We start from the raw sequence: 26954 nt of genomic DNA on the forward strand, positions 1-26954 counted from the left end.
TCACAGCGGTTGTCCTCCCCGTGGTAAGCCTCTAGGACGCAGGCCATCATAGGGAAGTTGTGGTTCCCGTCGATACCCGGTGGTGAAGCCTGTGGATAAGCTATTGACGCTCTGTGCAGACCTGCTTCGAGCTGGCGAACTGTTTCGTGGAGTAGACGGCCACCACGGCGAAGCAGTACTCCAGGTCAGGGTTGAGGCCGTTCACCAACGACGAGGTCGTCCCCGGCCCGACCGGTGCCACCGGTCGCAGCTGCTGTCCCTCACGCGCCATCGAGACGATGAAGCCGTTCTTGCCGCCCGTCGGATCACGCCAGGTGACGTTCACTTCCACGCCCCGGTCATCGAGTGTCACGTCGGTCGGCGGCTCTCCCGCCAACACCGGTCCGGTCGGCGCCGGCGTCTGATCACCTTCGGTGGCGGTGTTCTGCGAACGGTCCGCGAGCACCACGACCAAGGCCACCACCGCCAAGGCGGAAACCAGGGTGGCGACGGCGGTCAGACCGATGGCGACGGCACGGCCGCCGGTTTTTTGAGCGGGGTACGGGGTGGCCTGCACCGTGGGGACCTGCGGCTGGTTCGGCCAGCCCTGGTTCGGGACGGGTGCCTGTTGCCAGCCGGTGTTCGGAGCGGGCACTTGCTGCCAGACGCCGGGGTGACCCGTTTGCCCGTAGCCGGCCGTCGAATATCCCTGGCCTTGCTGGCTTTGCTGGCTCTGCTGGCCCTGCTGGCTTTGGTAACCCTGCTGGCCTTGGTAGGTGCCTTGCTGCTGATCCGCCGGGTATCCCTGGCCAGTGGCATAGCCGCCGTGCTGGTGCTGGTCGGCCGCATGTCCGGTGTGTCCGCCCTGCGCGTGGCCGGTCTGACCACCTTGAGCCGTCTGTCCCTGCGCGTGACCGGTCTGGCCGCTCTGCGCTGCCTGACCTTGCCCATACCCGGCCTGGGCCTGGATTTCTGGAACCTTGGGACGAATCACCGCCGGGCCGGACTGCGCCGAGGCCTGTCTGTCGACGTGACCGGACTGAGTGGCGCCCTGGCCGGTGTCCGCCTGCCGAGAATCCACCGGACGGGCGATGGGCAGCATTTCGGTGGACCGTTCCATCGCCGTACGAGCGTCCGGCTCTGCCTTCTGCTGTGCGGTCGTCTGCCCGCTGTGCTGGTGTGAGGGCTGCGGGATGGTGGGCACGTGCGCTGCGCCATCCGTACCAGCGGAATCGGTCTGGCTGGTAATCGGATCGGGCGTGACCGGGTTCGGAACGTCGGTGGGCGTGGCCTGCGAGTCGGCGGGCGGCGCCGGGGCCGGAGACGGTGCGATTTCCGGCCGTACCGTAGCTCCGGAAGGTTCTTCCCCGAGATAACCCCGCGCCTGGGCGACGAACTCGTGCCCGTCGCCGAGCACCGCAGGCCCGTTGGCCAGCACCCGCCCGAAGGCTTTGCGAGCCTCATGCTTGTTACCGAGCTCCTGAGCGACAACACCCAGATCATGCGAAATGTGAAGCATGAGCGGATCGCTGTCCCCGAGACGCCACTGCCCGGCCGCGTACGCGTCCTCGAGAACACGCCGCGCAGCCATCGGATCATCGGTACGCAGATAGACCCCGGCAAGCTCCCGCTGCGCGCTGAGCACATCAGGCTCATCCTCACCGAGCTTCTCCCGCCCCACCTCGACGGTCCGCTCAAGCAGCACCTGAGCAGCCTCGAACTGCCCAGAGGCGATCATCGAACGAGCACGGTCGAGCACCGGAGTGAGAGGGGACGGCTGAGACACGCCCGTCATGCTGCCGGGTAACCCGCCCCAGCGCCACACCCGAACCCCATGACCCCGCCCACCCACCCCGATTTCGAGCTGGGCCCGGGGCCATATATAGTTCTGTCCGTGCCGCTGGCAGGCAGCCAAAACCCCAGGCAGACATGGGGTAGAGGAGAAGGCCGGCAAGCATGCAAGTCCGGGTGGCGGAATGGCAGACGCGCTAGCTTGAGGTGCTAGTGCCCTTTATCGGGCGTGGGGGTTCAAGTCCCCCCTCGGACACCAATCAAAGACACGAGAACTCGCCGGGGTGCAAACCTCGGCGATCAGTGTTTCTGGGCCAGGGCGGTAGGTCATCCGCAGGCCGATGCGGCTGTAAAGCTCGGCCTTGTCTCGCGGGTCGGCGTCTCTCAGCAGTCGGAACAGATCGTCGAACGCTTCCGCGATGGCGTCGATCTGGTCGGTGGTCATCCGCTGGGGCGGTGCCTCGGTGAGTCCGAGTCTGGCCTGTGCGGTCTTCTTGATCGTGGTGGTCTCACTGATCCAGTCGGCGATCAGTGCCGGGTCGCCGCCAGCGTCGAGGGTCGCCCGGTAGCGGCTGATCTTGGTGTCCGCGTCGGCGATGGTCTGCCGTAGTCGTTCGACCTCTCCGGCGGTGTCGTGGGCGGCGAGCGCCTCGCGGTACTGCGCTTCGGCCACACGGCGGATGTTGTCGGTCAGCGCCGTTCCGGTCAGTTCCTGGCGGAGGAAGCGGTCGATGGGCGTGGTGATCTGGTCTTCGCGGAGGTAAAGGGCTGGCGGGTGGCTGATCTGGTGCTGGCGGACGTAGTCGCGGCTGGCGGTGCAGCGGTAGTAGAGGCGTCCGTGGTTGGGGTTGCCGACCATCTTGCGGTCGCAGACGCCGCATGTGATCAGACCCCGGAACAGGTACGGATGCCCGGTGTGCCGGGGTGCCTTACCGGCAGTCCCGTTGGTGCCGCGCTTCTTGATCGTTCGCTGTGCCTGTTCGTAGAGGTCGGTGCTGATCAGCGGTTCGTGTGACTGGATGCGCGACCAGATCCACTTGCTGGGGTCGTTCCAGCGGTGGCGGCTTTCGTGGCCGAGCGCGACGTCGTCCACGTCGATCAGAACCTCGTCGGTGCGTGCCCGGTTCCAGACCTGGTGGCCGGTGTAGCGGGGGTTCTGCAAGATGGCGCGGACGGCGGTGGTCTCCCAGACCTGGGTGTTGCGGTGCGGGTTGCGTGCCCGGTCGTAGGCCGATGGGCATGCAATGTCGTCCTGGGTGAGGCCGCGGGCGATCGAGGTCATGCCGCGTCCGGCGGCGTACTCCTCGAAGATGCGTTTGACGATCGGCGCGGTGATCGGGTCGGGGTCGAGTTGGTGAAGACGTTTACCTTCGGCGGCTTTGCCGGGGTTGGGGTGCGGGCCGGCGTCGGCGAGTCGGTAGCCGTAGGGCGGTCGTCCGCCGAGGTAGCGGCCTTCGAGTTCGGTCTGTGCCTTCATCGCGGAGTGGACGCGGATCTTGATGCGGTTGCGTTCGCCCTTGCTCATGCCGCCGTAGAGAGCCATGACGAGATCGTGTGCGTCGGAGCCGGGGTCGATGGCGCCGCCGACCTCGGGCACCCACAGGCCGACGCCGTAGTGCACGAAGACCGGGAAGGTCATGCCGAACTGGCTGCCGTAGAACGCGCGCTGCGGTTCGCCGATGACGACGGCCTCGAAGTCGCGTCCTGCGCTCTTGATCGCGTCGAGCAGGCGTGTCGCTTCCGGTCGCCGTTTCCAGGGCAGGGCGCGGGACAGTCCGATGTCGAAGAACTCGGCGACGACTTCACCGCCGGCCGGTTCGATCAGGCTGCGGGCGCGGGATAGCTGCCAGCCTTTGGATGCCTGCGGGTCTTGTTGGTCTTCGGTCGACACTCGTCCGTAGAACGCGAACCTCATGGTCGACGAGTCTTACGGGCGCGGTCGATGATGCGCCACAGTGCATCTGCGGCAGCGTCGGGCATTGGGACGTCTAGGGACGTCTTGAGCTGCGAATCTTCAAAGATCAGCGTCGCGCAGCTTCGTATACTGCGATTTCTCCCTTCGGGGGTCTGGTCGTCGGTGGTGATCGTCGGGCCTCCTTTCGGGTCGTGGTGGGGGTGTCCGCGCGGTCGTCCGTCCGTTGTCCGTCCGCGCGTTTATGCGCAGACGCGCGCGAGCGGACGGACGTCCGCGCGGACGATCGGGTCAGGCTCGCCAGCGTCCGCGAGTGACTTGCCGGGCGCGGCCGGCGGTGGCGTGGGCTTGGAGCCGGTCGTAGATCCAGGTGCGTCGCATGCCGGTGAGGTCGATCAGTTCGGGGACGCTCAGCCCGTCGGCCGGCGCTTGATCGAGTGCCATCAGCAGCGTCCGTTCCGGGTCGTCGGCTGACGGTCGCGGCGGTTCGATGGGCCTTGGTTGGTGGTCGATAGCTGCGCGGGACAGCGGGTCGAGTTGCGGGCGCTGGTCGGCGTAGCGGGCGGCGGTCTGGCGTACGAGATCGTCGGTGACGAGGTAGGCGCGGGCGCGGCGTGGCTGGTTGTGGCCGTCGGCCAGGACGTAGAACTTGCCGGGTGCGTCGAGGGTGTGGGCGTGCCAGCCGTCGGCGAGCATGCCCTTGTCGAGGATGAGGTCGACGTCGCGGCGCTCCCGGACGCGCAGGCAGACGCGGATGCTCATCTGTGAGCGCAGCGCGCCACCGCCCATGGCTTTCTGGGTGGGCCGCTGGGTGGCGGCGAGCAGGTCGACGGCGACGGCGCGGCCTCGTCGGGCGATCGATTCGGCGTGGCCGACGGCGTCCGGGGCGGTGTCGGCGAGTTCGGCGTACTCGTCGATCACGATGACCAGCGCCGGTGCTTTCGGTGTGGGTTTCCAGACGCGGGTGTTGTCGTGGCTGGCGGCGTGGGCGCGGGCGTCGAGGATGGCGACGGCGTCGGCGAGCAGGTCGGTTGCCTCGTCGGGTGTGGTGGCGAGCCTGGCCAGGCAGGACGCCCACGGGCGGAGTTCCATGCCGCCTTTGAGGTCGATACCCCACAGCACGACATCGGTGCAGGCGGCGAGGTTGCCGAGGATCACGTTGAGCACGCCGCTCTTACCCGAGTCGGTGGTCCCACCGATGAGCGCGTGCCGGCGAAGCATCTCGACGCGCACAGGTGTCGCGTCCTCGAACACGCCGAGTTCGATCGGGTCGGCGAGACTGCGGGCGGTCGGACCGGGCCACGGGATGGCACCGGCATGCGGGTCGACAGCGAGCACCCGCATCGTGCACCGACCGGCGTGCGCCGGATCCTGTTCAACGCGAACGGCACCGGGTCGGGTTCCCAAAGCCGATTCGATGGCCGGTACGCGGCTCACCAGATCGGTGACACTCTGACCGGGCCGCAGCTTCACGCGAGCACGCCATCCCCACGTGTCGACGGTTGCCGACATGATCCGTGATCCGGCGAGCCCGATCATCTCGGCGAGGTTGGGCCACGCGTTGATGACCCGGTCCACACGCACGCGGGCGCGGCGTCGCCGGTGTGCCCACCACGGCACGCCGAGCGCGACCATCGCCAGGATGAGCAGCGTAGGTAACGGCGATCGGGTAGGCCCGAGCGTGGTCGCGGCAGCGAGCCATCCGCCGGCGATGGAGGTCGCTGTGGCGGCATAGATGCGCTCAGCAGGGCGGGTGAGTCCCCAGGGCCACCCGCGCAATCCCACGGCCGTTGCTGCCAGCACGGTCATGACGACGACCAGCGGCCACGCGCCGGGTCGGCTGTGGTGCATGACCGACCCGACGACCACCAGGACCAGGGCGAGAAAGACAGGAGCAAGTTCCGATCGGTACCGGAACAGAGTCCGGCCGACAGCAGCGACAACGACGAGGGTCAGAGGCTCATCGGGTACGAGCAGCAGCGGTTGCGGGTTGCGGCGGCTCCAGCGGCGGTGACGTCGTCCGTAGGCCCTCATTCCGCGAGTTCGCCCTCGTCCGGCGGACTCCATGCCTGGTGCTCGGCGACCGCGTCGCGGAGGTAGGTCAGCGGGTCGGGCTCGCCGTCCCGGTCGGCGGCGAGGGTGGCGCGGGCGGCGGCGAGCAGGTCGGCGAAGTCCCACCGGGCGCGGGTGAGTAGCCGCGCGAGCCTGTCGATCTCGGCGAGAAGTACCGGGACGTCCCCGATGACAGTCCAGACAGTGACGGGCGTAGGACGCAGACGGACGGCGTGCAGGTGGGAGCGGACGGCCTCCTGGTCGACGGTGGGGCGTGGGATGTGCTGGTCGTTGGTCATGTGCGGGTTCGGGTCTCCTTCCGGTCGGCGGGCGTTCACGATCAGAGGCTCAGTCCGGCGACGAACCGGGCCAGGGCGCGCAGCCCGTTGCCGATCTCCGGGCCGATGGACGACGAGGCGAGGAAGTAGCCGAAGGCCGCGCAGACGGCGGCCTGCCACAGCGGCAGCCGGGCGTACCGCCACAGCAGGTAGACGAGGACGCCGAGTAGCAGGACGGCGGAGACGGCGATCGTCACGCGTCACCGCCACGGCGACCGTTGCGGTTGCGGCGGCTGCGGAGGCCCCGGTCGGCGCCGGCGTGGCCGCCACGCGGCTGGTGTCGGCGGTTCCAGCGAAGCCGATTGGTGCACTTGCGGCAGAGGACAGGGTGTCCGGCGGCGAGCTGGGCGCCGCACGGGCAAGTCGGGGTCAGATCCCGGGTGAGGTGGATGTTCATGGTTGATCTCCTCTCGGACCGGCGATGCGGGGCTGCATCGGCGTGCCATCAGAGTGCGATCAATCGACGGGACGTAATCAGGTCATGGCTGGACGTATCGAAGACGTCTCCTCTAGCCTGGTCGGGCCGCTGGACGTCTTGACGGGAAGCCGATGCCGAACGAGCGACTACGCACCGCATTGTTGGAGAACGGGATCACGCCAGCCGACCTGGCGACATCACTGAAAGTCGATCCCAAAAGCGTCGAGCGATGGATCAGCGGACGCACGCCCTATCGCAGACATCGGTACGCGGTCGCAGCCCGCCTCGGCGTCGACGAGGTGTACCTGTGGCCGGACGCGCTGAGCCCCGACCAGCTCGCGAACGCCAGCGAAAGCGAGATCATCTCGATCTACCCGCACCGGTGGACGGTCCCGTCCGACCTGTGGCGCAACGTCTTCGCCAGCGCCGAGGAGGAGATCGGCGTCCTGGTCTACAGCGGCCTGTTCGTCTCTGAGGACGCCGGAATCCAAAAGATCTTCAAAGAAAAGGCAGAGGCAGGAGCGCGGGTACGCATCCTGCTCGGCGACCCGGAAAGCGATGCAGTCGCGCAGCGTGGAGCCGACGAGGGTGTCGACGACGTCCAGGCCGCGAAGATCCGCAACGCCCTGGTGATGTACCGGCCGCTCCGCGACATCGAGGGCATCGAGTTTCGGCTCCACCGCACGGTGCTCTACAACTCGATCTACCGTGCCGACGATCAGGTACTCGTCAACACGCACATCTACAGTTTCACCGCAGCTCAGGCCCCGGTCCTGCATCTCCGGCGGGCCGCCGGTGGCGGCATGGTGACGACGTACCTGGAAAGCTTCGAGCACGTATGGGATCAAGCGACACCGTTGGAGTGAATGCCGGATGGGACAACGCATCGACTACTTCGACGACCCCGACGCACCCGCTCCAACGTCGCTGGTCCCGTCGGCGAACGCCCTCGTGGTCAACGACAGCGGCGAGATCCTGCTGATCCGCCGTTCCGACAACGGCAACTGGGCACTTCCCGGCGGGGCGATGGACCTCGGCGAGTCCCTGCCGCAGACCGCAGTGCGGGAGACAGCCGAGGAGACCGGTATCGACGTCGAGGTCACCGGCCTGGTAGGGATCTTCACCGACCCGCGGCACGTCATCCTCTACACCAGCAACGGCGAGGTACGACAGGAGTTCTCCATCGTCTTCACCGCCCAGCCGATCAGCGGAACTCCGACGCCCAGCGACGAGACCACCGAGGTCCGCTGGGTATCCGAAGCCGAGTGCCGCTCACTGCCGATGGACCCCTCCATGCGCCGACGGATCGAGCACTTCCTCACCCGGCCGCAGGACGTGCACCTTGGATAGCGACGCGCTCGGCGCCATCGCCGACTCGTTCTCCGCCGTCGGCACCATCGGCGCGTTCCTGGTCGGCTTCCGCCTTCTGCGCCGCGAGCACCGCCGCGAAGCCGACCGGGCCGAGGATGAACGACGCGCTCAGGCAGAACGCATCAGCGCGTGGATCGAGCTGGTCAACAAGCGCGACGGCACCCGCGACCTGACGTTCCACATTCACAACGCCAGCCCGATGCCGATCTACGAGGTGGAGCTACCGCTCCCGGCTCGTGGCGACGAGGAACCGCACGTCGAGTTCGTCGGCTTGGTCCCACCCGGCCAGACCATCCAACGCTCCGCCCCGGCCGAATGGCTGCGGACGTACGTCGAACCGGAACCGGTACAGATCGAGTTCCTGGACAGTGCCGGCCGCCGCTGGAGCCGCGACGAACAGGGAACCCTGTCCCGCTCGGACTGACCTCACCGCTGGGCGAGCGCCGCGTTGATCACCTGCACCGAGTCGATGATCAGCGGACTTGCCTCACGGATCGACTCGGCGACGAGGTGGCCATCGCCGTACCGCGAAAGAATCTCCGCAAGCCGCCGCTCCACCTCCACCGGCTCACCGTCGGGAGTGGTGGTCATGTCGGCGTAGGTGATCGCATGCGACGCCAGCCCCTCGACCGGGGGAAACTCGTTGGTTAGTTCGTCGGCCAATCCCCGGTTCTGGCCCTCGATGAACGCGCACGAATGGTGGGCAACCAGCCGGCAGATCAGATCGTCCATGCCCGCGACGTCGCGCAGGTAGCGGGCGCCGTCGAGCTGGTGCATACCGGTGACGACCAGGTCGGGCGCATACCCGACATCGTGCAGCCAGGCCGCGCACACCAGCGCGGACGCGTCGTCGCCGACGAGGTGAGCGACCGACTCCGCCTTCCGGCCGACGCCTTGACTGTGCGCCCAGCGACGCGGGATCGACTCGGCCAGCACCAGCCGCGTCAGATCGCGGGCACGCTCAATCTCAGCCACACCGGCAGATTAGCGCCCGCCCCCTTGTAGCCGTGCCCCTCGTCGACTGCCCATCCTCCTATCGGCGAGCCCCGGAAAGGAGTTCGGCGAGTTGGTCTGCCACGCTCGGCGTCACATCGCCCAGCCGCACGACCACAGTGCCTGCACGGTCGACAGCGTCGTGCAGTCCGGGGAAGTCCTGCCCGACGTCGAACCCGGCATCTTCAAGAACGAGCGCCAGCCGATCCGCAGCCTGACGTGCCGTTTCATGCTCGGCTTGCTTGTCGGTCGGCATCGCAGTCCATCCGTTCAACTGGTATCTCGTCGATGCCGAGTCTGCCGATCGGGTGACCCAGCGTGAACCACAGGACTAGGACGTCTAGGGACTTCTTAGCTACGATGACGCCGATCGCCAGCGATGGGAGTCGTTGCGTGAACAGTCCACTCGCCCGAGCCCTCCGCAGCGCCGGGATAGACGTCATCGGCGTAGCAGCCCGCCTCGACGTCGATCCGAAGACCGTCCAACGCTGGATGACCGGTCGCATGCCCTACCCCCGTCACCGCGACGCCCTCGTCAGAATCACCGGCTGGCAGGCCCACGACCTATGGCCGACCCTGCCGCGTCCGACCGAGCAGCCGGCCATGTCGGACGAGGTCCGCATCGTTTACCCCCACCGATCAGCCGTCCCCACCGACGTATGGGCTCGCCTGCTACGTCGGGCCGTGCATGAGATTGACGTCCTGGCTTACAGCGCCTTGTACCTCGCCGAGGACGCCACGATCCCGGCCCTGCTACAGGACAAGGCTCGCGGCGGCGTCCGCGTCCGGATTGCGCTGGGCGACCCCGACGGCCAACACATCGCCAACCGTGGAGACGAGGAACGTGTAGGCGCCGGAATGAGTGTCCGCATCCGAACCGCCCTGGTCAGCCTCCAGCGGCTCACCACCACGCCGGGCATCACGCTGCGCCTACACGACACCGTCCTCTACAACTCTCTCTGCCGGTCAGACGACGAGATGCTGGTCAACTCCCACATCTACGGCCGCCCAGCAGCCCACGCCCCGGTATTCCACCTCAAGAGCACCAGCGACGCCGGCATGGTCGCCACTCACACAAAATCATTCGAACGAGTCTGGGGCTCAGCAAAGCCGTCAAAGCTCTGACCCCGGCCCGGAGCACCAGCAGTACCGGGCCGCCGACGCGGCAGCACCCCATACTGATCGAACACCCCGAGGGCTTCATACCGAGCACGACACGGCTCTGGCTCCAAACACACAGCACAGAGCCCACCCGGCGTCCCAGAAAGATGCTGATTCAGCTTCGCATCTGCCATCGCCAGTCGGTCTTGTGCAGTCTGAGCCAGATAGAGACCCGCGCTCACGACAGATCCGCAGGCCGATGAACTCGGATCCAAGCGATAACCTCCGCTTTGACCCAAACCTTCCCGGAAGAAAGAACAGCAGCCGGCTCAGGAAACCCACCTCGCCGGGTGAGTTGGTAGACCCGCTGCCGACTAACCTTCATGATCTTCTGAATCTCAGCCGTACCAACAAACTCAGCCAGCCTCAACCTCTCCAACCGCTCGGACCCTGACTGTGGTGATCCCGTATCCATCGCCCATCCTCAGCCTCGGTGACAACCCAGCCGCCCGGAGCAAGTCACGGACGGCCGGGGCCCATCGCCACCGGCTGTCCAAGGCACTGGCGCTCTGACTACCGGCTGCTGGTAAGGCTCGCCGAAGCTCGGCCAACTAATGAACCACAGCTACCAGGACGTCTTGTCACTACTTGGCGTCACCGCATGCCCGAATGCCGCGAATTGAGGTAGGAGGCAAGGACAATTTGCCAAATATCACTCTAACTGCGTGAGCAGGAAAAGATCATTTTCACAAACACACCGAGCAAGGTCGACAGCTACAACTGGCAACCTACGGCCAAGCAGGCTCAAGTCGCCCCGGCGCCCTTTCTTAAAGGCTCCAGTAACACACTCCATAGATCAATAGCGCAAAGTGACCAAAACACGACTGTCCGCAACTCTGTCGCATCGACCGGCCCTAGGGTCTGTAGGGTAGATCAGCGTTCAAGCTTGAGACACGCCGCCTCCAGGTATTCATAATGTTAAGGGGCCCTTGTATGGACATTCCTATCGACGTTATGGCGCTCTGCGCTGGAGCCGCTAAAATCTTAGCGGACCGCATGCTTGGAGACCTGTGGGACGCCACGCGTCAACGATTCAACGATCTCTTCTCAAAAGCCGGACAAGATAGGATAGGCGACCGGCTAGATAGGGACCAAGCGGCTCTTTCGTCGGCATCGGAAGATCAGCGATTGGAATTCTCTGAAAGGCTTGCTGCGAGCTGGACAACTCGTCTTCAGGATCTGATTGACGATCATCCCGGAGTATTATCTGAGTTGCAGCTTATAGTGGAAGAGATGAAGGATGAGGACCCTAGAATAGATGCACCGGGAACGACGGTAGTAAACCAGAAGGCAAGCCACAAAGGAAGAAACATATACTCTGGCCGAGACACCAATATCGGGCGCCGCTGAGGCGATAATGTCAGACGAGATGAACACGGCTGACCTGTCGATTAACGAACTTCGTGTTCCCGAAGCGCCGATACCGGAAATAACGCAATACGCAAAACATCTCGGCACCAATATCGTATCTCTTCGAGATACTATAATAACTAATATTCATAGCTCCCGCTTGCGTACAAGACGCATCAGTAGCTCATACCTTGAGCAGGCGGTATCGCCGTCCTACTCGGATCCCCACAACTATAGCGAGTTGAGAACGACTCTCTGGGATAGCGGCCTTCTAGTGCTAAATGCGCCACGTCATTCAGGGAAGCGGTCACTTGGAGTTCGCCTTCTGCATGATTGCCAGGAAAAGCTAGATTTTGGGCGAACAGTCGAAGGAATCCATGAGATCCGAATGGGCTGGGAAGAGCTGCTTGCGAGGGAGTTGCCTCGAATCCCTGGCACTAGCTACCTACTCGATTTGACCGACAGTACAGATGAAAAGCCTAGCACTGATTTCGGGGAAGACCTGATTAAGGATGCTCCGCGCGGTCGCGAAGAAGGCGTTTTCCTTGTTGTCTTAGTAACACCAGACGTATGGACCGAGTGTTCATTCGTCACCAAGTCGAATACTCCAATACTGAGGCTGGCAACAGCCGCAGAAATCGCTAAAAGACTACTCATAGTCAAGCATCAACTCAACGACGTTGATGATTGGCTGATGGACGAGAGAATCAACAATATTCTCAGCGGCATTGAGCATCCTGGAGATGCCATGCGGCTAGCTGATGCAATCTCACTCAACTTCCGCCGCCATGATAAAGAAAAGGCAAAGCTCGAAGTTCTAGACGAATTCAAGAACTGGAGTAGCCATCTTTCCATCTGGTTCAGCGAACATCCTCAGCAAGCTGATCGTGCGGCACTCATCTCAGCTGCGGTCCTTGACCCCGGGCTGCCGGCCGCGATCATGGACGCTCGCAATGGTCTCTTAGATGAAATTGGGGAAGCTATAGAAAACCCAGGACCACTATCTGGGCCCGGACGGACCGGTTACCTACAACTTTTGGGTGCTGTCGAAACTCCGCACGGCTTCTCTATATCCGCAAACAAGCATAAGCTTGATGAGGCAGTTATTCCTTTCGTTTGGGCTGAATGGCCACAGATGAAGACTCCAATTCAGTCATGGCTTCTTAAGCTAGCATCCTCCAGAGTCCAGCCCGGTATCATCGAACGCGTTTCATCGCTTATGGTTCAAACCGCCTCACGAAACAATAGCACCGCATACATGGAACTCGTTCGAAAAATAATAGTGGATAATGCCGGCATTCGGGAGCTTGCTTTCTCTATTGTCGACAATGCAGTCCTTGACCCGGCAGCAGGCGCAAAGGTTAGGCAACGTCTCCTACGGTGGGCAGCCTCGAATACCGAATCACTTGCATTATTCGTCGCAGAATCGTGCGGTCGCGCCCTCGGCCGAGAAAGACCTTCCCTAGCGGTTAGACGGATCTGCCGAGTCCTTTCTCGCACAAACACCGATAGAGCAACACACGCTGCGGCGATATCGCTCCTAAATCTAGCCGATAATGAGTCAACCAGGTCTGCGGTATTCGATACCGTCTGTAGCATGTTTGCAGCTCAAAAGGAGGAGGCAGTATCCGCCTTCTTGACCCTCGCATCGGGATCTCGTTCCTTCGTGGGAACATGCCTCACGGGGGAGGTGGGTGCAGATGAGCTGGAATTTTTCGAAGTTGGCTGGGAAATCACAGTTCAGCTACAACCAGAGGATCCACGCACCTCATCGTCGATGAGAACATTCCTTAATTTCTGCGAGAATTTGCTTGTCGCGCCGAATATTGTGGATAGAATCCTCGGACCGATATTGGCTAACTCGCTCAACAAGATATTGGCCATGGAAGTTCTTAGCGGTCCCGAACCAGGAAATCCTGAGGCGCCTCAACAGGTCGGCATCAGAAATCACTTAATAAAAGAGTTGATATGGGGCCAGCTCAATCGAAAGTTCGAATACTAGGCTTCTTTAGGATATAGATGCGGAACGATGTAACTCTAAGTCGCCGATGGTGGTCTTCGCTGCCTCGGCCACCGCGTTCATGGCGATGGAGCAGGGCTCGAATCAAAGCAAGATTTCCCAGTTCAATACCCGGCGCAGAGTTTAGTGCATCGCTTTATGCTTGGTGGCGTCCAACAGGCGAATCTGCCCTTAGTGGAATCGGTGCATCCGAAACTGTCTGCTCGGCCCTTTGGCATGAGGCTAAACAGGCATCGGCCAAATTCTCAGTGAACCATTGCCCTGCGGCCCAATCTTATCAGAACTCTATTATTAGTCACCTGCATCGAGACGACAGCATGGGACTAGAATGGATTGGTTTTGGAAGGTTGACTTGCGATAGGGATAGCCTGGAAATTTCGAGAGCGATAGATCGGCAGCGACGGGAAAAGCTAGCGAGGAACTTAATAATCCAAGACGATTTGAACTTCTTAGCAAAGGTTTTCGAGGATAGCGGAAATGCCGCTCTTTGGTGGGCGAACCTTCATCCAGATAAGTTGTCTTCATTTACCGACGGCTCGTTCGATCGACTTATTTGGTATCGGCCAAAGTCAGACCCGAACGATATCCGGACAGCCGTAGACGACGCCTCGGTGAAGATACGAGAGTTCCTGTCTAATGTTTCTGATCCCGACGCCAGAGCTGAAGTGGCCTCGCTTCTTGAAGTAGTTAACGGCTGGATGGCACGCGAACGTCCTGGCAATGCAAGTTCCGATTTGCCGATTCAGGAAAAGACGGATGGCCCGAATCCTGACGCGAAGATAAATTCGAACGTATAGTTTATTTGAAAAGCCAGGCTTATGGGCACTGACCAATGGGCGGCGTGCGGAACATGAGTCGTGATGCTACCGCTTGTCGCGGTTTGCCGAGCGGCTGGGAGAGGGGAAAGTTTTCGGCAGTCGGCGATGCCGTATCAGATGCAGCTTCGGCGCTGCTGTCCTTGGCTGCTGGCGCAACAGTTGAACTGGCTACGTTTACTAGTGCCGGGACAGTCGGCGCCAGCATCGCCCGCATTGCTACTCACCGTGTACGCCGCGCCCGAGGCTGAGTACGGGCGAGGTCACCGTATGGCTAATTCGCGAACCGCAATAGCCGTGTGCCCAACCAGCGTGTTGGGCCTCGGACACAATCTTTGGTGGAAATTCACGTTATGCGTGAATTTCCACCATTTTGCGTTTGGTGGAGTCGACGGTGGGCTGCCGGGCGAAGAGTCAGACCTTGCCGCTTTCTCAGGTAACCGGATAGGAGTCGTTGATCTTTCAGAGGCGCAGAGTCGAGGTGAGTCGTTGGCAGGTCGTGCCCGTCGATTCGCCGCAGCCGTCATATGAGCAGCTACTCGCGCTGACCGTGGACCTGTACGCCCGGCTGGAGGAGGCGCTCGGGCGGATCTCGAGGTCCGCCTTGAGGCTTCGCCCTACTCCGACAACGAATCCTGCCCGCGTAGGCCGACCTCGCCGACCACCGTTTCTGCGCCAGAGCCGTCGTCTTGACAGACCCGCATCGACCTAAAGGCGATGTCGACGCCGCCCTCAACCCTCATACACCTTGTTCGGGTGCGGGCCGGCGTCAACAAGCTGGTAGCCGTAAGGCGGTGCCGGTAGAAGCTGGCGTGGCTGACAGCAAGCGCCCGCGCGAGGACCATCACGGTGGCCTCGGCCGGGCCGTGCGGGCGCAGCACGTCCTCGGTCACGTCGAGGATGCGCTGGACGTCAGCGCCGGGGCCGCGTTGCCATGGTCGAGACCGTAGCCGCCGTCAGTGCTCGCGGTCGCCGGCGGTGAGGGATGCGGCTCGTTCGATCGCGGCGAGCTCGGATGCGTCCAGCGTGATCGTCAGCGCGTCGAGCGCCTCCGAGAGCCGTTCGCGGGTGCGGGCACCGATCAGGGGAACGATGTCCTGACCTCGCGAGAGGGTCCAGGCGATCGCGAGTTGCGCGACGCTGACGCCGCGTTGTCCGGCGATCTTGTGAACGGTGTCGATGATGCCGCGGCTGCGTTGTTCATCGTAAGCCTGGAATTGAACCGCGCTCCGGTCCCGCTGGGCGGGCCGGCCGGCGCTCGCGCCACCCGAGACCAGGCCGTGCGACAGCACACGATAGGCTGTGACACTGATGCCCAGTTCGCGGACGGCCGGCAGGATCGCCTTCTCAAGACCGCGCCTGAGTAGCGAATATTCGATCTGAACGTCACAGATCGGGGCGGTGGCGGCGGCCCGGCGAATGGTGTCCGCGTCGACCTCGCTCAGGCCGATGTGGCGCACGTATCCTTTCTCGACCAGTTCGGCGACAGCGCCGACGGTTTCCTCGATCGGCACGTCAGGGTCGAGGCGGGCGAGCCGGTAGACGTCGATGTGGTCGACGCCGAGGCGTTGCAGCGAATAGGCGGCGAAGTTGCGGACAGCGGCGGGGCGTCCGTCGTTTCCACCCCATCCGCCGTCGGCGTCGCGCAGGACACCGAACTTGACCGAGGTCACCGCTTTGTCGCGCAGCTCGCTGGGGGCGGTGCGCAACGCCTCGCCGATCAGCATCTCGTTGTGGCCCATGCCGTAGAAGTCGCCGGTGTCGATCAAGGTCACGCCGGCGTCCAGGGCGGCGTGGATGGTGGCGATAGACTCGGCTCGGCCGGGCGGTCCGGGCGGCGTGGACATGCCCATGCAGCCCAGGCCGAGCGCACCGACCAGCGGTCCGGCGGATCCGAGTGAGCGGGTCTTCATCAGGTGCCTCCATGCGTGTTGGTCTTCAACGCCATCCCAGTACGGATGACAGGAGAGACCGAACCGGGTCTCAGCGGTCCGGCCGCTGCCCGGACGGCCGGTGGATCAGTTGGTTCGGGTGTCGTCTGCGGCCAGGATGCGGTCGCGGGCGGCGGCGAGGGCTGCCTTCATCGCGCCGGCCGGCCGGTCGAAGGTCGAGGACGAGAGCCGGGCGGGGCCGGTCTTGGTGGAGAACGAGTGCGGGTAGGCGAACTCGCGGAGTCCCTCGTCGCCGTGCTTGCGCCCGTAGCCGCTGTCGCCGCGTCCGCCGAACGGCAGCGCCGGGTTCATCGAGAAGACCAGGGCGTCGTTGATGCTGGTCATGCCGACGCGCAGGCGACGGGCGATGGCCTCACCGTGCTGGCGGCTGAACACGGCGCTGCCCAGCCCGTACGGGCCGTCGTTGACTTGGGTGACGGCCTGTTCGGTGTCGGCGACCTTGACGACGGCCAGGGTCGGCCCGAAGGTCTCCTCGATCGCCGCAAGAGCGCCGGCGGGCACGTCGACGAGGATGGTCGGGGCGACATAGCGGCCACCGGCCACCGTTTCCAGGCCGCCGACGACGGCCGTCGCGCCATTCGCGAGGGCGTCCTGGATGTGGTCCCGGATGATCCCGATCTGGGTGGGCAGCGGAACAGGTCCGATCTGGGCGTTCTCATCGCTGCCGACACGAACGCCGCGAGCCAGATCGCTGATCTTCTCAACGAAGGTGTCGTAGACGGCTTCGACGACGTAGGCGACTTCGAGGCTGATGCATCCGTGCCCGGTGTTCTGCAGGGCACCCCACACGATGTGGGCGGCGGCCTCGTCCAGGTCGGCGTCGGCGGCCACGATGGCGCCGTCGTTGCCGCCGAGTTCGAGCAGCATGGGGGTGAGGGTCTGCGCGCATTGGGCGGCCACCGTCTTGCCGGTGGCGACGCTGCCGGTGAAGGCCAGCTTGTCCAGGCCGGCGGTGATGAGTGCCTGTCCGGTGGCGCCGTACCCGTTGAGGTGCTGCAGGACGGCCGGGAAGTCGGAGACGGAGCGCTGCCAGGTCTGGACCAGCCATTCGCCGACGCCGGGGGTGACGTGGCTGGGTTTGAGGATGACGGTGTTACCGGCCGCGAGCGCGTTGATGACGATGGCGCCCGGGGTCATCAGCGGGAAGTTCCACGGACCGATGACGCCGACCACACCGTAGGGCTGATGTTCCACCCACGCGCGCTGGTTGCCGGTGATCGGACCGGCTGGGAGGTCCCGGCGGCCCAGGACGCGTTCGGCGTTGCCGATGGCGAACTGGAGGTGTTGCAGGGTGGCGAGCACCTCGCTGCGGGCGTCGTCGGTGGGCTTGCCGTTCTCGGCATGGATGAGAGCGGCCGCTTCTTCACCGCTCCGGGCGATCTCCCGCTGCCAGGCACGCAGCCGCTGTGCGCGGCCCTCGAAGCCGAGGTTCCACCAGGATCCGTGGACCGAGCGGCTGGCGGCGACGGCCGCGGCCGCCTCGTCCGGGCCCGCCACCGGGTACTGGGCGAGTTCGGCTCCGGTGGCCTGATCGATGGTGACGATCTCGCTACCGTCGTGTCCGATGACGCCGTCGCGAGTGACGGCCGAGTGGGTTTCGATCATGGGTCTTCTCACCTTTGCTACTACCGCCATGGGTGATGACGGCTCGTGAAGGGCAGCGGATACCGCGCCGGAATGAAGGACTGCACCCGGACTGGGAGTACCGGCTCGATCGCGGCCCGGTTCCGCAGGCAAGACACACAGTATCAATCACTTAAGCATTGTCAAGCATTTGATAGTTGTGAACCGTCGTATGCTTCACGGGTGACACAAAACGACGAACCCGTGGGCCGCGACGCGCTGGACCGGGTGACCTGGGCACTGCGCCGTGCCGAACTGGCAGTACAGGCGCAGAAGGAGCAACAGCTACGCCCGCTGGGCATGGCAACCGCGCACTACACCCTGCTGATCTCACTGCACGCCGAACCCGGACTGACCGGCGCCGAGTTGGCCCGCCGACTCAACGTCACCCCCCAGGCGGTGGCCTCCCTGGTTGCGCGCCTGGACGATCGCGGACAACTGGAGCGCCACCAACACCCCCGCCACCGGCACGTACAAGAACTGCACCTCACCGACACCGGACGCGAAGCGCTACGCACCGCCGACGCGGTGATCGCCGGCGTGGAACGGCAGATCACCGCAGCACTCGGCCCCGAGAAGGTCACCCAACTCCGGACACTGCTCGATCAAGCGGCCGCGGCCCTCCACGAGGGCTGAGAACACGAGACGTAGCGTTCACCCCTGTTTCCTGCCTCCGCAAAGCCGAACCGATACGCCGTTCCCTGCCGCCGGTCACCACCGGTGGCAACCCCGCCCTGGCCTGGGCCGGCTGGACGGTGTGCCGGATCCGGGCCTGTGAAGAAGATTCCGGTCCGGTGGCCGCTGTGTGAGCGCGGCGTTGCAGGACATGGCCGACGAGTTCGACGGTATCGCCGGGCTCGGTGTTTGAGCGACAGGGCGGCGAGCGCGGACAACGTACGCGGAAAGGGCCTTCTGTTGGTTGTTGCGGACATGTCGTTCAGGACACCGGGGCGGGGCGTGCCCGGTCAGTGCCGTCATGTCACGGCGGCATGTGACGTGGTGTCACTGTTTGCCGGCCGGCCTCGACAGAATACTGGGGACGCGACGCTGAACACGTGAACACGAGGGGATGTGACGGCGATGCTGCTCGTCGAAGATCTGCTGCTGCTGTTGATGGATGACGAGACGGGTACGCCGGCCGGTGCGGGCACCCTGCCCTACACGCTGGGTGGCGCGGTGCTCGTCGAGTTGGCGCTGCTCGGCCGGGTGGACACCACCGGAGCGGGTGGGTTCAGCGGGGAGAAGGTGATCGCCGTCGAAGGGGAACCCTTGGCGGATCCACTGCTGCGGCAGGCGTACGAGAAGGTCGCCGAGAAACCCCGTGGCGTGCAGACGCTGCTGCTGCAGATCGGCGGGAACCTGTGGAACGACGTCGTCGACCGGCTCGTCGGCCAGGGGCTGGTGCGCCGCGAGAGCCGCAAGGTGCTCGGCCTGTTCCGCACCACCCGGCTGCCCGCCGCCGACGGGCAACGCGAGCAGGAGACCCGCGACCGGATCCGGGCCGTGCTCGTCGACGGCGCGGAACCCGACACCCGTACCGCGGCATTGATCGCCCTTCTCTCCGCCAGCGGCGCTCTTCCGGCCCTGCGCCCGCAGCTGGCCTGGTCGACCCCGGTGATCAAGCGGGCCAAGGAACTCGAACAGGGCAACTGGGGCGCCTCCGCGGTGAACACGGCGGTGGCCCGGACGGCTGCCGCGATCGCCACTTCGAGCGCCGTCGTCGCGGTCACCGTCATCACGACGACAAGCTGACCCGGCGACCCGTGTGGAGGGTCGCACCAGGGCGGGTGATGAGCCGCCCTGGTGCGGGTGGGTCAGCGTTGCCGGGTGAGCAGGCCCGGACGCCACGGCAACTGGTCGTAGACACCGCCAGCGCTCGGGTCCTTGCCCTGGTAGAGCAGTTGCAGGTTGCAGGGGTCGATGGTCTTGGTCTGGTCCGGGTCGGTGCGGACCAGGTCGCCGTGACTGATGTCGTCGGTCCAGGTCGCGCCGCTGTTGGCCTTACCGGCGAACGGGTTGCTCTCGGTCGCGGCCTGCGGTGTCCAGGTGCCGTTGAGGCTGGTGGCGGTGAACGACCGGAAGTACCGGCTGCCGGTGGCCCCGATCGCCTCGACGATCATCAGGTACTGGTTCTGGCCCTGCACCTTGTAGACCTCGGGCGCTTCGAACAGGTTGTTCCTCGTGTCGGTCATGATCGTGGTGTAGGAGGAGCCGAAGTTGCCGGGAAAGTTCCCGATCGGCATCGAAGCCCGGTAGATCTTGCCGTTGTCGCCGGTGAAGAACAGGTACATGTTCTGCCCGTCGGCGATCAGGGTCTGGTCGATCGGGCCGTGGGGCGCGTCGGGGACGCTGCCGGTGAACAGCGGCTGGGGCGCGGACCAGCCGTTGGGATTCGTCGGGTCACTGGAGGTGCGGTAGATGAACGGCCATGCGCCCCACTGGTAGGCCAGCACCCAGATGTTCTTCGGCGCGAAGTACAACAGCGTGGGCGCCACGGTGCCCTCGTTCATCCCGTTCTGGCCGGTGGCCGCCATGTCGGACCAGTTGGTGAACGGGGTGAAGTTCATCGAGCCGTACGACGACCCGGCGACCTTCGAGGCGTACACCAGGTGTTTGCCGTTGTGCATGACGCTGGTGAAGTCCTTCAGCGACACCCAGCCGTTCTTCGGGTTCGCCAGCACACCGCTCGACGACCACCGGTAACTCGACGGCAGCGTGCAAGCGCCGCCGGGGGTGGACGGTGACGGACTCGACGATGAGCTGGGCACCGGCGCTCCGGTGCACGCCACGCCGTTGAGGCTGAAGGCTGGCGGGACGGGGTTACTGCCGGTCCACGACCCGGTGAAGCCGAACGCCACCGAGCCGTTGGTCGGCACCGAGCCGTTGTAGGCCACGTTGGCCGCGGTCACCGTCGTGCCGCTCTGGCTCACTGTGGCGTTCCACCCCTGGACAGCTTTCTGCCCGGCGCCGTACGCCCAGGTCAGAGTCCAGCCGGAGAGCGGGTCGCCCAGGTTGGTCAGGGAGACGTCGGCGTTGAAGCCGCCCTGCCACTGCGACGACACGGTGTACTTCACCGAGCAGCCGGCCGCCGCAGCGCCCGCGGGCAGGGCCACGGCGACCGCCGCCGAGGCCATCACCAGGGCCGCCGCCGCCAGGCCGGCTCGAACCGATCGAGATCTGGTCATCGATCCTCCTACGGTGTGGTCAGGTCGAAACGGTTGACGGTGACCGCGCCGCCCAGGGCCTGGGTGGCGTAGTTGAAGATGCCGAACCGGTAGCCCATGAAGAACTGCCAGGCGTTGTTGAGGGTGAACGCCGGGCCCAGCCCGGTGAAGGTGCTGCCGTCGGTGCTGTAGGAGAAGGTGGCGGTACGCCCGGAACCCGGCCGGATGTCCGCGGAGACCCGCAACCAGATCTTGCCGCCGGACACGTTCGCGCCGGCCGCCTCGCTGCCGGTGCCGGTGGTGGCCCAGCCGGAGTTCATGGTGAGGCCGTTGGTCATCGACACCCGGGTGACGCCGTTGTCCTTGCGGACGCCGATCCAGGCCGACGAGTCACGCAGCATGGCCAAGCCGGAGCGGTCGCCGTTGGCCATCTGGGAGTAGTCGAGTTCGATGGTCGCGGTCGACGACGGCCCCTGGATGCGGTGGGTGAGCGTGTTCCGGGCGTTGTACAGGTCGTTGGTGACGGTCGCGGTGGACAGTCGCAGCCCGTTGCCGACGCTGTACCTGCTGGTGTCCGGGTTGTGGTTCCACTCCCAGCGGTGGCCGAGCCGGGTGAACGTGTCGGGGCCGACCATCGGCTGCACGGTCTTCGTCGTGGTGATGTTCGGTTTCGGGTAGGAGGCGCCCCACCGGCCGTTGACGGTGGTCAGCACCGGCCAGTCGTTGCTCCAGGTGATCGGTGCGAGGGTCGGCACCCGGCCGCCGGGGTAGGCGTCGGTGAACGCCATGTACCACCAGTCACCGCCCTGTGTCTGGACCAGTCCGCCCTGGTGCGGCACTCCCCCACCGGAGATCGGGCCGGGCAGATCAAGAAGGACCTGGCGTTGTTCGTACGGGCCGAACGGGCTGGTCGAACGCAGTACGTACTGACCGTTGGCGGGGCGGGTCAGCCAGATGTAGTAGTAGTTGCCGCGCTTGTACATGCGGGCGCCTTCGAGCGTTCCGATGTTCGACGGGGTGGTGTAGACGGTCTGCGCCCGTACCTGCGACGTGAGGTCCGAGGACAGTTGGGCGACGCTGATGGTGCCGTTGCCGTACGCCACATAGGGGGTGTCGTTGTCGAACATCAGCCCGGCGTCGTAGTAGCAGTTGTTGATCCGGGCCTTCTTCGACCAGGTTCCGTCGACAGCGGCGGCGGTGTAGACATAGGTGCGGTTGAACTCGGTGCAGCCCAGCCAGTAGTAGGTGCTGTTGCTGGGCCGGTAATTGAACGCCGACGCCCAGATGCCCTTGACGTAGGCGCGTGAGCCGCTGAGATCGTAGGCGGCATTGTCGAAGTCCAGCCGGGGCACCGAGTGCCCGGCGTACTCCCAGTTGACCAGGTCGTACGACCGCAGGATCGGTGCGCCGGGTGAGTAGTGCATGGTCGACGCGGAGTAGTAGTAGGCGTCGCCGACGCGGATGATGTCGCCGTCGGCGAAGTCCTGCCACACCACGGGGTTGGTGAAGGTGCCGGTGCCGGGGGTGGTGGTGCCGAGTTTGACGAGCTGCCACTGCTGGTTGGCGCCGTTCCAGTCGGCGTACTGGACGATGTTGGCGTTGTCGGCGGTGGAGGCGCCCTGCACTTCGACGGCCTTGCCGCTGTTGCGGTTGATCAGCTGGATGTAGCCGTCGATGTCCTGGACGCTGAACTGCTGGTTGGCGGCGTTGTTGTCGGCCCACTGCACGACCGCCGCGCCGTCGGCGGTGGACGCGCCGGACACGTCGAGAATCTTGCCGGAGAGCTTGGACCTGAGCCGGTAGTAGCCGCTTCCGGAGTCGACGAACTGCCACTGCTGCTGGGCCTGGTCGTTGCGGGTCCACTGGGTAATCCGGGCACCGTCGTTGGTGGCCATGTTGTAGAGGTCGAGGGCTTTGCCGCTGGTGCGGTTGACCAGCACGTAGGAGGCGCTGGTGTCGATCGTCGCGGCGGATGCGGGGGTGGTGGCGGTGAGGCCGAACGCCACACCGAGGACGGCGGTCAGGGCGGCCGCGGCCAGTCTCCTCATCGGATGCTCATTCCCGTGGTGCCGGTGAACTGCCACCAGTCGACGTTGAACAGGTAACCGCTGCCGCCGGTGAATCGCAGGTAGAGGTCCTGGTTGCCGGTGGCGCCGCTGACCGGGCAGGTGACCGTGGTCCAGTTCTGCCAGCCGCCGGTCCCCGGCACGGTGCAGGTGCCGGCGAGCGTGCCGGTGGGGCCGCCCAGTCGCACTTCGAGTCGACCGCCCGCCGCCGCGGAGGCCACCCGTGCGGAGAACGTGGTGGCACCGGATCCGAAGGCGGCGCCCTTGACCTTGAGGTAGTCGCCGTTCTCGAGGAAGCCGACGTTCATGCCGCCGTCGCTCGCCCGCTCGGTCTCGACGCCGGAACTCCAGGCGATCGTCTCGGCCTCCTGCCGGGTGTACGGGTTCAGCGTGCCGTTCTGTGGTGCGCCACCGGTGGTCATGGTGATCTGCGGGATGCTGCCGTCGGCGTTGTAGCTGAACTTCTCCACGGCCACCGAGCGGGTGAAACCACCACCGCCGGGCAGCGCGCCGTTGTGGTAGAAGAAGTACGACCCGCCCTTGAAGTCGACGATGCCGGCGTGGTTGGTGAAGCTGCCGCCCTGGGTCGGCATGACGGTCCCGCGGTAGGTCCACGGCCCGGTCGGCCCCGGCGCGGTGGAGTACCCGATGAACTCCGAGCAGCACTTGGCGGCGAAGACGTTGTAGTAGAGGCCGTTGCGTTTGTAGACCCAGGGGCCTTCCTCGTACAGCGTGGGCCGGGCGGCGTCACCGGTGCGGGTGCCGAACCCGGCGGTGGTCAGCGGGATCTGCGTCGCGCTGCCGCTGTAGCTGATCATGTCGCTGTTCAGCCGCACGTACCACAGGTTCGGGTTGCCCCAGTACAGGTAGGCCTGGCCGTCATCGTCGATGAAGACGGACGGGTCGATCTCGCCGTTCTCCACCAGGGGCCGGCCGAGCGCGTCGGAGAACGGGCCGGTCGGGCTGTTGGCCACGCCGACGCCGATGGCCATCCGCCCGGTGGCGCGGTTGACGACCGGCACGTACCAGTAGAACTTGCCGTTGCGCTGGATGACCTGGCCGGCCCAGGCGTCCTTGCTGGCCCAGCTGAAGGTGGCCAGGCTCATCGGTGAGCCGTGGTCGGTCCAGTTCACCATGTCGGCCGACGAGTACAGCCGCCATTCCTTCATGGTGAACCAGGTCGAGCCGTCCTCGTCGTGGCCGGTGTAGAGGTAGACGCGGCCGTTGTGGACCAGGGGCGCCGGGTCGGCGGTGTGGACGGTCTGCACGATCGGGTTGTCCGCGAGGGCGGGTGCGGCGGCCGGAGCCACCGCGGCCAGCATGCTGACGGCCAGGCAGAGCAGGCCGGTGAACGTCTTTCTCAGCATCAGACCCGGCTCCATCGCTGGTTGGCGGCGGCGGTACAGGTCCACAGCAGGACCGGCGTGCCGTTGGCGGTCAGGTTGCGGTCGACGTCCAGGCAGAGACCGGAGGCCGTGCCGCGGACGGTGCCGTCGCTGTTGACCGTCCACTGCTGGTTGGTCTGGCCGTTGCAGTCCCAGAGCTGGACCTTGCTTCCGGCGGTGGCGCCGGCCGGGGCGTCGAGGCACTTGCCGAGTGCCTGGATGCTCTGGCCGCTGACGGTCCAGCGCTGGTTGGCCTGGCCGTTGCAGTCCCAGACGACCGGCTGGGTGCCGTTGGCGGTGCTGCTGTTCGGTACGTCGAGGCAGCGGCCGGAGGCGGCGCTGACCAGGGTGGAACCGGTCGGGGTGGGGTTGTTGCCGCCGCCGCTGACCCGGAAGACGGTCGTGCCGTGCGCGGGCACACTGGCGCTGATGGTTCCGGTGCTGCTGCTGGTGGCTCCGGTCCAGGCGTCGACCAGGGTGAACGAGCTGCCGGACTTGCCGATCGCCGCGGCCGTGGTCGAGACCGTCGTGGTGGATCCGCCCTGGTTGAACAGGGCGACGGCCACGTCACCGTCGGCCAGCCTCTTGGCCAGCACGCGGCGTGTTCCGTCGTACGACACCTGGGTCCCCTGCAGGCCGAGGGTGTCCTGGTTGATCGCGACGAGCCGCGGGTTGGTGAGGATGTCGCGGGTGGTCGTGCTCATCGAGCGCAGGTCGTTGCCGGCGATCAGCGGCGACGCCATGATCGCCCAGAGCGCGAAGTGGCTGCGCTGCTCGGTCTCGGTCAGCCCGGCCCGGCCCACCTCCATCATGTCCGGGTCGTTGAACGAGCCGGGCCGGGCGTACCCGGCGAGCGGCACGGTGACGTCGACGATGTTCTTGACGCCCATCGGGTAGCCGTTGGTCTGCCCGGTGTCCCAGGCGGCGCTGATGTCCTCGGTGGAACGCCACATGTTCGCGACGTCGCCCCAGTTGCGCTGCGGGCCGGTCTTGGCGTGAATGCTGTTGGAGTTGATGCTGTAGACGATCGGCCGCCCGGTGGCGGCGAGCGCGTCACGCATCTTCGCGAACGTGGTCACCTGGTCGTTGATGGAGCCGGTCGGGGAGCACCAGTCGTACTTGAGGAAGTCGACGCCCCACGCCGCGAACTGCCGGGCGTCCTGGGCCTCGTGGCCCTGACTGCCGGTGGCGCCCGGGTAGCTGTTGAAGTACTGAGCGCAGGTCTTGTCCAGAGGCGCCTGGTAGATGCCGAACTTCAGGCCCTTGCCGTGCAGGTAGTCACCGAGTGCCTTCATGCCGCTGGGGAACCGGGTCGGGTCGCCCTGCAGGTTGCCCGACGAGTCACGGTTCGGGTTCATCCAGCAGTCGTCCACCACGACGTACTGGTAGCCGCGGTCGCGCATGCCGGTGCTGACCATCGCGTCGGCCATGCCGCGGATCAGTGACTCGCTGATGTTGCAGCCGAAGGTGTTCCAGCTGTTCCAGCCCATCGGAGGGGTACGGGCGACGCCGTTCTCCAAAGCCTGCGCGGCGGGTGCGCCGATCAGTGTCAACCCGATGGCCAGCAGGATCGCCAGTGCTCTTCTCATCGTCTCGTCCAGTTCTGTGCGGTGGACCCGGTACAGGTCCGGAGGGTGACGGTGGAGCCGTTCGCCGTGCCGCCGCTCTCCAGGCACAGGCCGGACTGGGCGTTGCGGATCGGGCCACCAGAGGTGTGACTCCACTGCTGGTTGGCGGCTCCGCTGCAATCCCAGAGCTGCGCCTTGGCCCCGCTGGTGGCGCCGGTCGGCGAGTCGAGGCACTTGCCCAGCGATCGCAGGGTGTTGCCGTCGTAGGCCCACTGCTGGTTGCCCGCGCCACTGCAGTCCCAGATGATCGGCTGGGTGCCGTTGGTGGTGTTGCTGCCGGGGACGTCCAGGCACCGTCCGGAGGCGGCGCCGACCAGGGAGGTACCGCCGCCTCCGCTGTTCGGGTCGCCGATGGTGCCGGGGACCGATCGGAGTGCGGCGTACCAGGTGGCGGCCATCTTGTCGTAACCGTTGGCGGTCGGGTGCACGCCGTCGATCAGGTCGGCGGCGGTGAGGGCGGCGTGCATGTCGACCAGATGCACCCGCGAACCCTTGCTCCGTACGATCGAGGACAGGGCCGTGTTGTAGGTGCGGGCGGCGGCCTCCTGCCCGGAGTTGGCCAGCGGGATGATCGTGGCCACGAAGACGTCCGCGGACGGAACGGTGCCGGTGATCCGGTCGATCAGGGTGGAGAGCCGGCCCGGCGCGCCGGGCACGTTGTAGTTCTGCAGGATGTCGTTGGTGCCGATGTGCAGCAGCACGGTGCGGGGTGTGGTGGTGCGCAGCCAGCCGGCGATGTTCGCGTCGATCTGGTCGATGCGCCAGCCGGGATGGCCCTGGTGGTCGTGGTCGCCGAGGTTGGCCGGGCCGTTGAACTGGGTGCCGGCGAAGTCGACGCGGTACCCGGCGGACGCCAGGCGCTGCCAGAGCCCGATCCGGTAACCGCCGGGGACCTGGGTGCCTTCGGTGATGGAGTCGCCGAGCGGCATGACCCGC

At 65.4% G+C, this 26954-nt stretch carries 24 protein-coding genes and 1 tRNA gene; 11 read left to right on the top strand and 14 right to left on the bottom strand.

The features are described from left to right. Positions 1 to 100: 100 nt before the first annotated feature. Positions 101 to 1738, bottom strand: a complete 1638-nt coding sequence (locus BLU81_RS48465; protein WP_157751714.1) for a fibronectin type III domain-containing protein — start codon at positions 1736 to 1738, stop codon at positions 101 to 103. A gap of 203 nt (positions 1739 to 1941) precedes the next feature. Between BLU81_RS48465 and BLU81_RS21400 the strand changes: the two genes are divergently transcribed. Beyond that, positions 1942 to 2029 (top strand) — tRNA-Leu (locus BLU81_RS21400). On the opposite strand, the gene BLU81_RS21405 is transcribed toward BLU81_RS21400, so the two are convergent. The 4 genes from BLU81_RS21405 to BLU81_RS21420 all read right to left on the bottom strand — a co-directional run bounded on the left by BLU81_RS21405 (position 1991) and on the right by BLU81_RS21420 (position 6269). Then, positions 1991 to 3685 carry a recombinase family protein gene (locus BLU81_RS21405; protein WP_092546296.1) on the bottom strand — a complete coding sequence of 565 codons (1695 nt, stop codon included), beginning with the start codon at positions 3683 to 3685 and terminating at the stop codon, positions 1991 to 1993. The two genes, BLU81_RS21400 and BLU81_RS21405, sit on opposite strands and share 39 nt — an antisense overlap. Before the next feature lie 288 nt (positions 3686 to 3973). Continuing rightward, positions 3974 to 5716 carry an FtsK/SpoIIIE domain-containing protein gene (locus tag BLU81_RS21410; RefSeq protein ID WP_092546297.1) on the bottom strand — a complete coding sequence of 581 codons (1743 nt, stop codon included), beginning with the start codon at positions 5714 to 5716 and terminating at the stop codon, positions 3974 to 3976. Continuing rightward, the gene (locus tag BLU81_RS21415) at positions 5713 to 6072 is read right to left on the bottom strand and encodes a hypothetical protein (protein ID WP_092546298.1); all 360 of its coding nucleotides are present in this window, start codon (positions 6070 to 6072) and stop codon (positions 5713 to 5715) included. The genes BLU81_RS21410 and BLU81_RS21415 overlap by 4 nt, the downstream gene beginning before the upstream one ends. Positions 6073 to 6074: 2 nt before the next feature. Next, a complete protein-coding gene (locus BLU81_RS21420; RefSeq protein WP_092546299.1) occupies positions 6075 to 6269 on the bottom strand; it encodes a hypothetical protein in 195 nt (64 codons plus the stop codon). 352 nt (positions 6270 to 6621) lie between these two features. Between BLU81_RS21420 and BLU81_RS21425 the strand changes: the two genes are divergently transcribed. The 3 genes from BLU81_RS21425 to BLU81_RS21435 are packed head-to-tail and all read left to right on the top strand — an operon-like array spanning position 6622 to position 8285. After that, positions 6622 to 7356 carry a helix-turn-helix domain-containing protein gene (locus tag BLU81_RS21425; protein ID WP_092546300.1) on the top strand — a complete coding sequence of 245 codons (735 nt, stop codon included), beginning with the start codon at positions 6622 to 6624 and terminating at the stop codon, positions 7354 to 7356. Between the two features lie 7 nt (positions 7357 to 7363). After that, a complete protein-coding gene (locus BLU81_RS21430; protein WP_092546301.1) occupies positions 7364 to 7840 on the top strand; it encodes an NUDIX hydrolase in 477 nt (158 codons plus the stop codon). Then, entirely contained in the window at positions 7833 to 8285 is a 453-nt protein-coding gene (locus BLU81_RS21435) for a hypothetical protein (RefSeq protein WP_092546302.1), read from the top strand. The genes BLU81_RS21430 and BLU81_RS21435 overlap by 8 nt, the downstream gene beginning before the upstream one ends. Positions 8286 to 8287: 2 nt before the next feature. Here BLU81_RS21435 and BLU81_RS21440 read toward each other — a convergent pair whose 3' ends face one another. Both BLU81_RS21440 and BLU81_RS21445 read right to left on the bottom strand, forming a co-directional pair. Then, positions 8288 to 8836 (bottom strand): HD domain-containing protein, encoded by a 549-nt coding sequence (locus BLU81_RS21440; RefSeq protein ID WP_092546303.1) that lies wholly within the window; start codon positions 8834 to 8836, stop codon positions 8288 to 8290. 58 nt (positions 8837 to 8894) lie between these two features. Further along, positions 8895 to 9110 carry a hypothetical protein gene (locus BLU81_RS21445; RefSeq protein WP_092546304.1) on the bottom strand — a complete coding sequence of 72 codons (216 nt, stop codon included), beginning with the start codon at positions 9108 to 9110 and terminating at the stop codon, positions 8895 to 8897. A gap of 137 nt (positions 9111 to 9247) precedes the next feature. Between BLU81_RS21445 and BLU81_RS21450 the strand changes: the two genes are divergently transcribed. The 5 genes from BLU81_RS21450 to BLU81_RS48485 all read left to right on the top strand — a co-directional run bounded on the left by BLU81_RS21450 (position 9248) and on the right by BLU81_RS48485 (position 15150). Further along, complete coding sequence (locus tag BLU81_RS21450) at positions 9248 to 9979, top strand: phospholipase D-like domain-containing protein (RefSeq protein WP_092546305.1); 732 nt, start codon at positions 9248 to 9250, stop codon at positions 9977 to 9979. Positions 9980 to 10948: 969 nt separating this feature from the next. Further along, positions 10949 to 11365, top strand: coding sequence for a hypothetical protein (locus tag BLU81_RS48470; RefSeq protein WP_157751715.1), 417 nt, complete (start codon positions 10949 to 10951; stop codon positions 11363 to 11365). Positions 11366 to 11753: 388 nt separating this feature from the next. Further along, entirely contained in the window at positions 11754 to 13367 is a 1614-nt protein-coding gene (locus tag BLU81_RS48475) for a hypothetical protein (protein WP_157751716.1), read from the top strand. Between the two features lie 458 nt (positions 13368 to 13825). Then, positions 13826 to 14182, top strand: a complete 357-nt coding sequence (locus BLU81_RS48480; RefSeq protein ID WP_157751717.1) for a hypothetical protein — start codon at positions 13826 to 13828, stop codon at positions 14180 to 14182. A gap of 830 nt (positions 14183 to 15012) precedes the next feature. Beyond that, positions 15013 to 15150 (top strand): hypothetical protein, encoded by a 138-nt coding sequence (locus tag BLU81_RS48485; protein WP_157751718.1) that lies wholly within the window; start codon positions 15013 to 15015, stop codon positions 15148 to 15150. 6 nt (positions 15151 to 15156) lie between these two features. Here BLU81_RS48485 and BLU81_RS21465 read toward each other — a convergent pair whose 3' ends face one another. Then, entirely contained in the window at positions 15157 to 16113 is a 957-nt protein-coding gene (locus BLU81_RS21465; RefSeq protein ID WP_092546307.1) for an aldo/keto reductase, read from the bottom strand. Between the two features lie 105 nt (positions 16114 to 16218). Beyond that, positions 16219 to 17757 (bottom strand): aldehyde dehydrogenase family protein, encoded by a 1539-nt coding sequence (locus BLU81_RS21470; RefSeq protein ID WP_157751719.1) that lies wholly within the window; start codon positions 17755 to 17757, stop codon positions 16219 to 16221. A gap of 201 nt (positions 17758 to 17958) precedes the next feature. Between BLU81_RS21470 and BLU81_RS21475 the strand changes: the two genes are divergently transcribed. Then, positions 17959 to 18411 (top strand): MarR family winged helix-turn-helix transcriptional regulator, encoded by a 453-nt coding sequence (locus BLU81_RS21475; RefSeq protein ID WP_197686334.1) that lies wholly within the window; start codon positions 17959 to 17961, stop codon positions 18409 to 18411. A 444-nt stretch (positions 18412 to 18855) separates the two neighbouring features. Continuing rightward, positions 18856 to 19527 (top strand): GOLPH3/VPS74 family protein, encoded by a 672-nt coding sequence (locus BLU81_RS21480; RefSeq protein WP_092557424.1) that lies wholly within the window; start codon positions 18856 to 18858, stop codon positions 19525 to 19527. Between the two features lie 62 nt (positions 19528 to 19589). Here the strand turns inward: BLU81_RS21480 and BLU81_RS21485 are convergent, their stop codons facing one another. Genes BLU81_RS21485 through BLU81_RS21505 form a run of 5 tightly spaced genes read right to left on the bottom strand, consistent with a single transcriptional unit; the run spans position 19590 to position 26947 of the window. After that, positions 19590 to 20960: a non-reducing end alpha-L-arabinofuranosidase family hydrolase gene (locus BLU81_RS21485; RefSeq protein WP_092546310.1), complete on the bottom strand. Its 1371-nt coding sequence runs from the start codon at positions 20958 to 20960 to the stop codon at positions 19590 to 19592. An 8-nt stretch (positions 20961 to 20968) separates the two neighbouring features. After that, a complete protein-coding gene (locus BLU81_RS21490; protein ID WP_092546311.1) occupies positions 20969 to 22987 on the bottom strand; it encodes a family 43 glycosylhydrolase in 2019 nt (672 codons plus the stop codon). After that, positions 22984 to 24372 (bottom strand): glycoside hydrolase family 43 protein, encoded by a 1389-nt coding sequence (locus BLU81_RS21495; RefSeq protein ID WP_092557426.1) that lies wholly within the window; start codon positions 24370 to 24372, stop codon positions 22984 to 22986. The genes BLU81_RS21490 and BLU81_RS21495 overlap by 4 nt, the downstream gene beginning before the upstream one ends. Beyond that, positions 24372 to 25979, bottom strand: coding sequence for a glycoside hydrolase family 27 protein (locus BLU81_RS21500; protein ID WP_092546312.1), 1608 nt, complete (start codon positions 25977 to 25979; stop codon positions 24372 to 24374). The genes BLU81_RS21495 and BLU81_RS21500 overlap by 1 nt, the downstream gene beginning before the upstream one ends. Beyond that, on the bottom strand, positions 25976 to 26947 hold the full coding sequence (locus BLU81_RS21505) for a ricin-type beta-trefoil lectin domain protein (protein WP_331717485.1): 972 nt from the start codon (positions 26945 to 26947) through the stop codon (positions 25976 to 25978). The genes BLU81_RS21500 and BLU81_RS21505 overlap by 4 nt, the downstream gene beginning before the upstream one ends. Positions 26948 to 26954: the final 7 nt, after the last annotated feature.

The sequence above is a fragment of the Actinoplanes derwentensis genome, assembly GCF_900104725.1.
Classification (GTDB): Bacteria; Actinomycetota; Actinomycetes; order Mycobacteriales; family Micromonosporaceae; genus Actinoplanes; species Actinoplanes derwentensis.

Coding starts and splice junctions, on each gene's coding strand:
- BLU81_RS21410 (WP_092546297.1), bottom strand. CDS start 5,716: ATGAGGGCCTACGGACGACGTCACCGCCGCTGGAGCCGCCGCAACCCG.
- BLU81_RS21445 (WP_092546304.1), bottom strand. CDS start 9,110: ATGCCGACCGACAAGCAAGCCGAGCATGAAACGGCACGTCAGGCTGCG.
- BLU81_RS21430 (WP_092546301.1), top strand. CDS start 7,364: ATGGGACAACGCATCGACTACTTCGACGACCCCGACGCACCCGCTCCA.
- BLU81_RS48470 (WP_157751715.1), top strand. CDS start 10,949: ATGGACATTCCTATCGACGTTATGGCGCTCTGCGCTGGAGCCGCTAAA.
- BLU81_RS21425 (WP_092546300.1), top strand. CDS start 6,622: ATGCCGAACGAGCGACTACGCACCGCATTGTTGGAGAACGGGATCACG.
- BLU81_RS48475 (WP_157751716.1), top strand. CDS start 11,754: ATGGGCTGGGAAGAGCTGCTTGCGAGGGAGTTGCCTCGAATCCCTGGC.
- BLU81_RS21480 (WP_092557424.1), top strand. CDS start 18,856: ATGCTGCTCGTCGAAGATCTGCTGCTGCTGTTGATGGATGACGAGACG.
- BLU81_RS21500 (WP_092546312.1), bottom strand. CDS start 25,979: ATGAGAAGAGCACTGGCGATCCTGCTGGCCATCGGGTTGACACTGATC.
- BLU81_RS21470 (WP_157751719.1), bottom strand. CDS start 17,757: ATGATCGAAACCCACTCGGCCGTCACTCGCGACGGCGTCATCGGACAC.
- BLU81_RS21465 (WP_092546307.1), bottom strand. CDS start 16,113: ATGAAGACCCGCTCACTCGGATCCGCCGGACCGCTGGTCGGTGCGCTC.
- BLU81_RS21485 (WP_092546310.1), bottom strand. CDS start 20,960: ATGACCAGATCTCGATCGGTTCGAGCCGGCCTGGCGGCGGCGGCCCTG.
- BLU81_RS21490 (WP_092546311.1), bottom strand. CDS start 22,987: ATGAGGAGACTGGCCGCGGCCGCCCTGACCGCCGTCCTCGGTGTGGCG.
- BLU81_RS21505 (WP_331717485.1), bottom strand. CDS start 26,947: ATGCCGCTCGGCGACTCCATCACCGAAGGCACCCAGGTCCCCGGCGGT.
- BLU81_RS21495 (WP_092557426.1), bottom strand. CDS start 24,372: ATGCTGAGAAAGACGTTCACCGGCCTGCTCTGCCTGGCCGTCAGCATG.
- BLU81_RS21405 (WP_092546296.1), bottom strand. CDS start 3,685: ATGAGGTTCGCGTTCTACGGACGAGTGTCGACCGAAGACCAACAAGAC.